Source organism: Vermiculatibacterium agrestimuris, from assembly GCF_943193085.1.
Classification (GTDB): domain Bacteria; phylum Bacillota; class Clostridia; order Oscillospirales; family Oscillospiraceae; genus Vermiculatibacterium; species Vermiculatibacterium agrestimuris.
The window spans coordinates 37239-46678 of the sequence record NZ_CALPCU010000017.1; the positions used below are offsets into that span (position 1 = coordinate 37239).

Here is a 9440-nt window from a genome sequence, read left to right on the forward strand (position 1 = left end):
CTCTGGCAGGGGCCTTGTAGGCGGAGAGCCGGGCCCCTTCGCACCCGTATAAAAAGCCCGCCGGGAGAGCGCTCCCGGCGGGCTTTTTTCAGAAAAGGGGATCAGCTCACTTTACGGCGATGGCTTCGACCTCCACCAGGCCGCCCATGGGCAGAGCGCCCACCTGGAAGCAGGAGCGGGCGGGCACCTCGCCCTTGAAGTACTCGGCGTAGATGGCGTTGAAGGCGGCGAAGTCCTTGATGTCGGCCAGGAAGCAGGTGGTCTTGACCACGTCGGAGTAGTCCATGCCGGCCTCTTTGAGGATGGCGCCCAGGTTCTTCAGAGCCTGGTGGGCCTGGCCCTCGATGCCGTCAGCCAGCTTGCCCTCGGCGGGGATGAGGCCCAGCTGGCCGGAGGTGTACAGAGTGTTGCCGCACAGCTTGGCCTGGCAGTAGGGGCCCACAGCGGCGGGCGCGCTGGCGGAAGCAATGGTCTTGTTCATGATGAAGTTCCTCCTTAGAATTGGTAATGGCAGAAAATTTAGCTTCTTTTCCATTATACCGGAATTACAGAAAAAAGCAAGGCATGGAGCGGTTCTTTTGGCCTTATTTTTCCAAGGGGCACGGGAAATGTGGAAAAATATGCCTGGGTATGGTACAATAGATTCGCTTTGCGAGCAAAGGGAGCTTAGGGAATCTTCTGTGCCCTTGTGGTACAATAACTTTGAATAAGCGGAGCAAAAGGCCGCGCTTGCACCGCGGCACGAGAAACAGACGGGGGTGGTTTTATGATGTCCCAGGTGCGCTCACTGGGTCTTCACGGAGTGGAGGGCTACGAGGTGCTGGCGGAGTGCGACCTGTCCGGGGGCCTGCCTAACTTTGAGATCGTGGGCCTGCCCGACGCGGCGGTGAAGGAGGCCCGTGACCGGGTGCGCGCGGCGGTGAAGAATTGCGGCTTCTCCTTCCCTGTGTCCCGTATCACGGTCAACCTGGCCCCCGCCGACCGGAGAAAGGGGGGCACGGTCTACGACCTGCCCATTCTGGTGGGCATTCTCTCCGCCAACGGCCAGCTCCCGGCGCCCGATCCCAAGACCGCCTTTTTGGGGGAGCTGTCCCTGTCCGGCGCGGTGCGCCCGGTGCCCGGCATGCTCCCCATGGCCCTGCGGGCCAGGGCGTCGGGATTCACCGCCCTCTTCGTCCCCGCCGACTCCGCTCCAGAGGCCACGCTGGCCAAGGGACTGACGGTCTACCCGGTGGGCCATGTGAAGGAGCTGGTGGAGCACCTGAGGGGAGAGCGGCCCATTGCGCCCGCCCCGGCGTGGACGCCGGCGGAGAGCGGGGAGAGCGCTCTGGACTTTGCCGACGTAAAGGGCCAGGAAAACGTGAAGCGGGCGCTGGAGATCGCCGCGGCGGGAGGCCATAACCTGCTGATGATCGGCCCGCCGGGCTCGGGCAAGTCCATGCTGGCCAAGCGCCTGCCCTCCATTCTCCCCGCCCTGACGGAGCGGGAGGCCCTGGAGGCCACAGCCGTGTGGTCGGTGCTGGGCAAGACGGACAAGGAGCGCCCCATGCTCACCCAGCGGCCCTTCCGCGCCCCCCACCACACCCTCTCCGCCATGGGCATGGCCGGGGGCGGCGCCCCGCTGATCCGTCCCGGCGAAATTTCCCTGGCGCACCACGGAGTGCTCTTTTTGGACGAGCTGCCTGAATTCCACAAGGATGTGCTGGAGGTGCTGCGCCAGCCCATGGAGGAGGGGCGGGTGCAGATCACCCGGGCCGGGGGAAGCGAGACCTTCCCCGCCCGGTTCATGCTGGTGTGCGCCATGAACCCCTGTAAGTGCGGCTGGTACGGCCACGGTAGCCGCTGCAAGTGCCGGCCGGCGGACGTGGAGAAGTACCAGGCGAAGATCTCCGGGCCGCTTTTGGATCGGATCGACCTGACCGTGGAGGTGGAGGCCCCCGACTTCGAGACCCTGGCGGACAGGCCCACCGGGGAGAGCTCGGCGGAGATCAAAAAGCGGGTGGACGCCGCCCGGGCAGTACAGACCCGGCGTTTCGGGGCGGAGGGCATCTCCTGCAACGCCCAGATGACGCGAAAGGACATCGAGGAGCTGTGCCCCCTCAGCGAGAGCTGCCAGGCCCTTCTGAAGGGCGCCTTTGAACGGCTTGGCCTCACTGCCCGCAGCTACGACCGGGTTCTGCGGGTGGCCCGCACCATCGCGGATCTGGACGCCGCGGCGGAGATCGAGACCGTCCACCTGGCGGAGGCCCTCCAGTACCGGGCCTCCGGCTGGCTGGCAAAGGGATAAAAGCCGCTGGGGCCGCCGTCTCTTCCCACGGCGCTCCGCCTTTATAAAAGGATGGAACTTTACGATTTTTATAGCTTTTTGCGCTCTGATATGGTAAAATAATCCGCTGAATTGGATGATTTCCTTAAAAGGTCGTGAATTTGGAGTATGCTGGAGCGGTTTTTTGTGGTGCTGAGCCAGGTGTCCACCCTGTTTTTCCTCATGGCGGTGGGCTACCTGCTGGGAAGGCTGGATAAGATCAACGAGGCGGGAACCAAGCAGATGTCCACCTTGCTGGTCTACTTCGCCACTCCCTGCGTCATCATCGACTCCTTTCAGACCGACTGGGACGAGGCGATGCTCCGCACCCTGGGCATCGGCACCCTGGCCATGGTGGGCTGTTTTGTGTTTTACATCCTCTCCGGTTATCTCTTTTTCCGGAAGGAGGAACGGGATCTCCAGGCCCCCTTGCGCTTTGGCGCCATCTACGGCAACACCGGCTTTATCGGGCTGCCTCTGGTGGAGGCGGTGCTGGGGAAGGGGGGGCTGATCTACGGGGTCATGGCCATGGTGATCTTCAACGTATGTATTTTTACCCACGGCGTAGCCATGATGGGGGGCAGGGAAGTCCTCTCCCCCCGGAAGGTGATCTGCAGCCCGGGACTGGTGGCGGTGGCCATTGGCCTGCCCCTGTTTTTGACCCGCACCGCCCTGCCGGGGCCCATCGGGGCGGGGATCGGCTACATCGGGAATCTGAACACCCCGCTGGCCATGGTGGTCATCGGCGCCCAGATGGCCCGGGCCGACCTTTTGCGTACCTTCCGGGAGAAAAAGCTTTACGCCGCCACAGCGGTGAAGCTGCTGCTCATGCCCCTGCTCACCGCCCTGGTGCTCCTGCCGTTAAAGCTGGACGCCACCTTTTACATCGCCGCCGTCATCCTGGGCGGCGCGCCCTCGGCGGGGCTGACCAGTATGCTCTCCGAGCAATATGGCCGGGATGTGGAGCATGCGGCCCAGCTGGTGAGTCTGTCCACCCTTCTGAGCATCTTCTCCCTGCCGGTGATGACAGTCCTGGCGGAGGCGCTGGCCCTGTAAGCCGGCACTGGTTCGACTTTTTTCCTTTTTCCGTAGCTTTTTCCACCGTTCCATGTTAAAATGGACGATATTCCCGCAGAGCAAAAGCATTTTCCCCGGAGGTGGCGTGAAAGATGTTAGCGCGTTTACTGGTGGTCACAGGGCAGGTGGCGACCCTTTTTATCCTCATCGGCGTCGGATTTGTCATGGGGCGGATCAAGCAGATCACCTCCGCCGGCACCAAAGAGATGTCAAATCTGCTGATGAATGTGGTCATCTTGTGCGTGATCGTCGACTCCTTCCAGAACGCCGCCTATGACCCCTCCTTCCTGGAGATCCTGGGCACGGCCATCGGCGTGCTGATCCTGTGCTACGTGCTCCGGGCCGTCATGGTGCAGTTTTTGTTCCGCAAGGAGGGGGACGCCATGCGCCCCTGCCTTCGCTTTGGCTGTATGTACGGCAACACCGGGTTTATGGGCATTCCCCTGGTGGCGGCGGTGCTGGGGGACGGGGCCCGCATTTTCGCGGTGGTGTCCATGCTGGTGCTCAATACCGCCATCTGGAGCCACGGCACCGCCATGATGGGGGGCCGCTCCTCCATCTCGGTGAAGAAGATCGTCCTCTCCCCCGGCGTTATGGGCGCGGTCATCGGCATCCCCCTCTTCCTGGCCCAGGTCAAGCTTCCTGGAGCCCTGGGCAATGCGGTGGGATTCCTGGGCGATTTGAATACGGGCCTTGCCATGGTCATCATCGGCGCCCAGATGGCCCGGACAGACCTGCTGTCCACCTTCCGGGACGGCAAGCTCTACGCCGCGGCGGCGGTGAAGCTGATCGTTCTGCCCCTGATGACCGCGGCCATCCTTTTGCTGCTGCCCATCCAGTTCGAGTTCAACTTTTTTGTGGCCATCGTCATCCTCTCCGGCGCGCCCTGCGCGGGGATCACCAGTATGATGGCAGAGAAGTACGGCAAGGACGCCGAGCGCTCGGCCCAGCTGGTGAGCCTTTCCAATCTGCTGAGCATCGTCACCCTGCCGGTGGTCACTGTGCTGGCGGAGACTTTGGCCGGATAGGGATACTGGGCTGATAAATCAGGAAAGATAAACGAGGAAAGGGTTTGACCCATATGGAGATCAACGGCGAACAGGTAAACGAAATCAGACGATATGACGAGCTGGGACTTTCCGAGGCCATTTTGAAGGCAGTGGAAAAGAAGGGCTACATCCAGGCCACCCCCGTCCAGGCGGGGGCCATCCCCTACTTCATGGAGTGGAAGGACGTCATCGCCAAGGCCCCCACGGGCACCGGCAAGACCTTTGCCTTCGGCATCCCCATGGTGGAGCACGCCGATCCGGCGGGCGGCGACGTCACCGGCCTGGTGCTGGCCCCCACCCGGGAGCTGGCCATCCAGATCCAGGAGGAGCTGCAGGATCTTTGCGCCTTCAAAGAGGGGGTGCAGGTGGTGTGCCTCTATGGCGGCGCCCCCATCGAAAAGCAGATCACCCAGCTCAAGAAGGGCCCCCAGATCGTGGTGGCCACCCCGGGCCGGCTGATGGATCACATGAAGCGGCGCACGGTGCGCCTTGACCACGTGGAGACAGTGGTGCTGGACGAGGCCGACCGGATGCTGGACATGGGCTTTATCCGGGATGTGACCCGGATCCTGGATCAGATCAAGTCCCGCAGGAACATCGGCATGTTCTCCGCCACCATTTCCCGGGAAGTGATGGACATCTCCTGGGTCTACCAGCGCGATCCGGTGGAGATCACCGTTCAGGCCGACGTGCAGAATAAGCCGGACATCGACCAGTACCGCATCGAGGTGGACCGCTCGGCCAAGGCGGAGCTGATGGTGCAGCTGCTTACCCACGGGGGGTACGAGCGGGCCATCGCCTTCTGTAACACCAAGAATATGACCGACCGGCTCTCCGGACTTCTGCGTATGGCGGGGGTGAAATGCGAGGCCATCCACGGCGACATTCAGCAATCCGCCCGGGAGAAGAGCCTGGGCCGGTTCCGCCAGGGGAAGTTCCAGGTGCTGGTGGCCACCGATGTGGCCGCCCGTGGCCTGGACATCGACGATGTGGACGTGGTGTTCAACTATGATGTGCCCGACGAGAACGAGTACTACGTCCACCGCATCGGCCGTACCGGGAGGGCCCGCCGCCACGGGGTGGCCTACACCTTTGTCTCCGGCGTCACGGAGGATCTCCGCATGGATGAGATCGTCAAGGGCACCCGGAACACGGTGAAGAAGCTCCGCTACGAAAAGGGCACTTTAGAGGAGCTTTGAGCGCAGATAGAGAAAAGGAGACAGCAATTTCCCATGATCAATTTTCAGATACCCCAGCCCGCCGACAAAGCCTGGGTGGATCAGCGCCTGGCCGGAGGGAATTACCGGGGATGTGAGTACAGCTTTACCAACCTGCTGGTATGGGGCGCGGCCTACGACCAACGCATTGCCGATGTGGAAGGGTTCCTGGTGGTTCGAGTAAAGGGGAACCTGGGCTACGGCTACTTTTGGCCCGCGGGGGCGGGAGACCTGGACAAGGCGCTGACCCTGCTGGAGCAGGACGCCCAAGAGCGGGGCGAGGAGTTCCGGCTGGTGGGCGTCACCCCCGAGGGGGCGGCGGAATTGGAACGGCTTCGGCCGGGACAGTATACCTGTACCCTTGACCGGGACGGCTCTGACTACCTTTACGACATTGATAAGCTCGCCGACCTGGGCGGGCGGAAGCTCCACTCCAAGCGCAACCACTGCGCCCGGTTCCAGGATAACAACCCCGACTGGGTCTATGAGGACATGACGCCCCAGGCGCTGGGGGAGTGCCTGGAGCTGGACGAGCAGTGGGATCGCCTTAGCCGGGAACGGGAAGGGGCGGAAGAGGCGGAGGACATGACCAACGAGCGCAAGGCCCTGCTGCTCTCCGCCAAGTACTTCAAGGAGCTGAAGCTGGAGGGCGGGCTCCTCCGGGTGGGAGGCCAGGTGGTGGCCTTTACCATGGGCGACCTGCTGGGGGTCGACACCTTTGACGTGCACTTCGAGAAGGCCTACAGTGAGATCCAGGGGGCCTACCCCATGATAAACCGGGAGTTCGCCCGGCGGATCCGGCAGCGGTACCCCCAGGTGCGCTACCTGAACCGGGAAGAGGATATGGGCATCGAGGGCCTGCGGAAGGCCAAGGAGTCCTACTATCCGGATCTGATGGTGGAAAAGCACTGGGTGGTGCGGAAAAAATAAGGGAAACGGGAGCCACGGCCCTGTGGCCTCCCGTTTTTTGCTGGAAAGGCGGCGTTTTTATGACAGAGACCGGCCTGGCCCGGCAGGAGGAGCTGCCCCGGCTGAGAGAGCTGTGGCAGCTGGCCTTCGGGGACGAGGAGGCGCTCATTGACGGCTTTTTTGCCCGCTGGGGCGGCCCTGACCGGCTGCTGACGCTGCGGGAGGGGGGCGTGGCCATGTCCATGCTGGCGCTGCTTCCCATGGAGGCGGTGACGGCATCGGGGCAGCGGGCTGCACTGCCCTATGTTTACGCCCTGGCCACCGACCCCGCCCAGCGGGGAAAGGGCTACGCCAAAAAACTGCTGGACTATGCCGCCGACCGGGCGCGGGATATGGGCGCGGCGGGGATCTGCACCGTTCCGGCCCAGCCCTCTCTGCACAAATTTTTCGCCTCGGCGGGGTACGGCGAATGTTTTGCCGCCCGGCGGTGGATCGCCGCTATGGATCCCTCCGCGGCGGCGGGAGAGGCGGCCAACCTGGGTGCGGCGGAGTATGCCCGGCTGCGGGAGACGCTTTTGAAGGGCGTCCCCCACGGGGCCTGGGACGGGGAGCTCACCGCCATTCAGGAGAGCTTTTCCCAAAGCTCCGGGGGTGGGCTCTACCGTCTGACGTTGGCGGAGGGGCCTGGCTGCGCCGCCGTGGAGCGGCATGGCGGCATGGCGGTGGCCAAGGAGCTTCTGTGCCCCGCGGGAACCCTCCCCCAGGCCGCGGCCCTGCTGGCCCGGCAGCTGGGGATCGGGAACTGGGAGCTGCGGGGGCCGGCGGCCATGGAGATGGGGGAGGACTGGCGCTTCGGTATGGCGATCTGGTTCGACAAGGAGATGGGAGCGGCCTTCGGAGAGAGGGCTTACCTGGGCCTGGCCTTCGATTGACCCATATAAATTTTCATGACACAAAAGGAAGATCTTGTGATAAAATATAGGGGAAAAGCGGCCCGATCATAACGAGAGCCGCCGGAGGGAAAGGAGACTTTTTCTATGGAGAATATCTACATTACCATCGGCCGGGAATTTGGCAGCGGAGGCCGGGAGATCGGCAAGAAGGTGGCCCAGGCGCTGGGGATCCCCTACTACGACAAGGAGCTGCTGGCGGTAGCGGCCAAGGAGAGCGGCCTGAGCCGGGAGTTCCTGCAAAGTTACGACGAAAAGCCCACCAACAGCTTTCTCTACTCCCTGGTGATGGGACAGCAGAACCTGCTCACCGGCGTCCAGGGCACCACGGTGGAGCAGCTGGCGGCAAAGGCCCAGCGGGACGCGGTGCTCTCCGTGGCGGAACAGGGCAGCTGCGTTATCGTAGGCCGCTGCGCCGACTACATCCTCCGGGATAAGCCGGGCCTTGTGCGCGTGTTTGTCTGCGCCGACTGGGATAAGCGGCTGGAGCGGGTCTGCGAGCGGGACGGCGTGAGCCGGAAGGAGGCGGAGGAGAAGCTGCGCCGGGTGGATAAGGCCCGGGCCTCTTACTACAGCTTCCACACCGACCGGAAGTGGGGCGAGGCGGAGAGCTACGACCTGTGCGTCAGATCTTCCCTCCGGGGCACCCAGGCCGCCGCCGACCTGATCGTCCAGTTCTGCAAGGGCTAAGGGTTTGCCCGCCGTGCCCCCTGCGCCACTGCCAGGAGACAGGATGGAAATTATGCATCAAAAATGAATATTTGAATATCCAATACATCCTCTTTCCGCATCCCGTCCGCCGTTTCACCGGCGGACGGGAATTTTGCACACTGATTTTTGTGCAAAATAACAACAAAATAGGGGTTGCATTTTTATAAATGACGATGTATAATTATGCACATCCTCAGCAGAGGACAAAAGGAGAGAGTGATATGAAAAACGATACGATGAAGAAGATCCTGGGCCTGACGCTGAGCGCCGCCCTGTCCCTGAGCCTGCTGGCCTCCTGCGGCGGCGGTGCTTCCACCCAGACCCCTGCTCCCGATGAGAGCAAGGCCGCTGAGCCTGCTCAGTCCCAGGCCGCCGAGCCTGCCGCCCCCACCAAGCTGGTCTTCGGCACCTCCGCCGACTATCCCCCCTTTGAGTTCCACATCCTGGAGGACGGCGAGGACAAGATCGTGGGCCTGGACGTGTCCGTGGCCAAGGCCATCGCCGAGGACATGGGCGCCGAGCTGGAGATCGTGGACATGAACTTTGATAACCTGCTCACTTTGATGGCCCAGGGCAAGTGCGATTTTGTTATCGCCGACATGGAGTCCACTCCCGACCGGGAGGCAGCCGCCGACGCCTCCGACCCCTACTATGAGGATCTGGCTCCCATGGTGCTGGTGAAGAAGGCCAACCTGGAGCAGTACAAGAGCATCGAGGACTTTACCGGCAAGAATGTGGGCGCCCAGACCGGCACAAACAAGGCGCTCATTGTCACCGGTGAGGACGAGGAGACCGCCCCCATCCACATGACCGGCGCCAATGCGGTGCTGCTGACCAACGTGGGCGACCTTATTAACCAGCTGGTCTACGACAAGTGCGACGCTGTGGTGCTGGACGGCGCTGTGGCTGTGAAGTATGCCCAGACCAACGACGAGCTGGCCGTTGTGGAGGGGATCGAGCTGGGCCACGTGGGCCTGCCCTGCGTGTGGGTGGCCGAGGGGGATCCCAATGGCCTGCTCCCCGCCATCAATGAGACCATTGCCAAGCTGAAGGCCGCCGGCTCCATCGACACGTTCAAGGAGGAGGCCGACTCCCTCAGCGACCAGGCCATCGGTGGCTGAGGCCGGCCATTCCCCAACATAAGTAAATCAAGACGCCGCCGCGCGGGGCTATTGCCCCAAAAGCGCAACGCCACCCTCCTCTCTCTTTTGGAGGTCTGCGC

General features: G+C 62.8%; 9 protein-coding genes. 8 read left to right on the forward strand and 1 reads right to left on the reverse strand.

From position 1 onward, the window contains the following. Positions 1 to 106: 106 nt before the first annotated feature. Complete coding sequence (locus NFR87_RS07315) at positions 107 to 481, reverse strand: RidA family protein (protein WP_251448470.1); 375 nt, start codon at positions 479 to 481, stop codon at positions 107 to 109. Between the two features lie 285 nt (positions 482 to 766). On the opposite strand from NFR87_RS07315, the gene NFR87_RS07320 reads away from it, so the two are divergent. From NFR87_RS07320 to NFR87_RS07355, 8 genes are all read left to right on the forward strand, one after another. After that, complete coding sequence (locus NFR87_RS07320) at positions 767 to 2287, forward strand: YifB family Mg chelatase-like AAA ATPase (RefSeq protein ID WP_251448472.1); 1521 nt, start codon at positions 767 to 769, stop codon at positions 2285 to 2287. Between the two features lie 147 nt (positions 2288 to 2434). After that, positions 2435 to 3361 carry an AEC family transporter gene (locus NFR87_RS07325; protein ID WP_251448474.1) on the forward strand — a complete coding sequence of 309 codons (927 nt, stop codon included), beginning with the start codon at positions 2435 to 2437 and terminating at the stop codon, positions 3359 to 3361. Positions 3362 to 3474: 113 nt separating this feature from the next. After that, positions 3475 to 4410, forward strand: a complete 936-nt coding sequence (locus tag NFR87_RS07330; RefSeq protein ID WP_251448477.1) for an AEC family transporter — start codon at positions 3475 to 3477, stop codon at positions 4408 to 4410. A 53-nt stretch (positions 4411 to 4463) separates the two neighbouring features. Continuing rightward, positions 4464 to 5630 (forward strand): DEAD/DEAH box helicase, encoded by a 1167-nt coding sequence (locus tag NFR87_RS07335; protein ID WP_251448491.1) that lies wholly within the window; start codon positions 4464 to 4466, stop codon positions 5628 to 5630. 33 nt (positions 5631 to 5663) lie between these two features. Next, complete coding sequence (locus NFR87_RS07340) at positions 5664 to 6578, forward strand: DUF2156 domain-containing protein (protein WP_251448480.1); 915 nt, start codon at positions 5664 to 5666, stop codon at positions 6576 to 6578. A 59-nt stretch (positions 6579 to 6637) separates the two neighbouring features. Further along, complete coding sequence (locus NFR87_RS07345; protein ID WP_251448483.1) at positions 6638 to 7489, forward strand: GNAT family N-acetyltransferase; 852 nt, start codon at positions 6638 to 6640, stop codon at positions 7487 to 7489. 105 nt (positions 7490 to 7594) lie between these two features. Continuing rightward, positions 7595 to 8197: a cytidylate kinase-like family protein gene (locus NFR87_RS07350; RefSeq protein ID WP_251448486.1), complete on the forward strand. Its 603-nt coding sequence runs from the start codon at positions 7595 to 7597 to the stop codon at positions 8195 to 8197. A 242-nt stretch (positions 8198 to 8439) separates the two neighbouring features. Further along, on the forward strand, positions 8440 to 9339 hold the full coding sequence (locus NFR87_RS07355) for a transporter substrate-binding domain-containing protein (protein ID WP_251448489.1): 900 nt from the start codon (positions 8440 to 8442) through the stop codon (positions 9337 to 9339). Positions 9340 to 9440 lie beyond the last annotated feature (101 nt).

Coding starts and splice junctions, on each gene's coding strand:
- NFR87_RS07320 (WP_251448472.1), top strand. CDS start 767: ATGATGTCCCAGGTGCGCTCACTGGGTCTTCACGGAGTGGAGGGCTAC.
- NFR87_RS07345 (WP_251448483.1), top strand. CDS start 6,638: ATGACAGAGACCGGCCTGGCCCGGCAGGAGGAGCTGCCCCGGCTGAGA.
- NFR87_RS07340 (WP_251448480.1), top strand. CDS start 5,664: ATGATCAATTTTCAGATACCCCAGCCCGCCGACAAAGCCTGGGTGGAT.
- NFR87_RS07315 (WP_251448470.1), bottom strand. CDS start 481: ATGAACAAGACCATTGCTTCCGCCAGCGCGCCCGCCGCTGTGGGCCCC.
- NFR87_RS07355 (WP_251448489.1), top strand. CDS start 8,440: ATGAAAAACGATACGATGAAGAAGATCCTGGGCCTGACGCTGAGCGCC.
- NFR87_RS07335 (WP_251448491.1), top strand. CDS start 4,464: ATGGAGATCAACGGCGAACAGGTAAACGAAATCAGACGATATGACGAG.
- NFR87_RS07325 (WP_251448474.1), top strand. CDS start 2,435: ATGCTGGAGCGGTTTTTTGTGGTGCTGAGCCAGGTGTCCACCCTGTTT.
- NFR87_RS07350 (WP_251448486.1), top strand. CDS start 7,595: ATGGAGAATATCTACATTACCATCGGCCGGGAATTTGGCAGCGGAGGC.
- NFR87_RS07330 (WP_251448477.1), top strand. CDS start 3,475: ATGTTAGCGCGTTTACTGGTGGTCACAGGGCAGGTGGCGACCCTTTTT.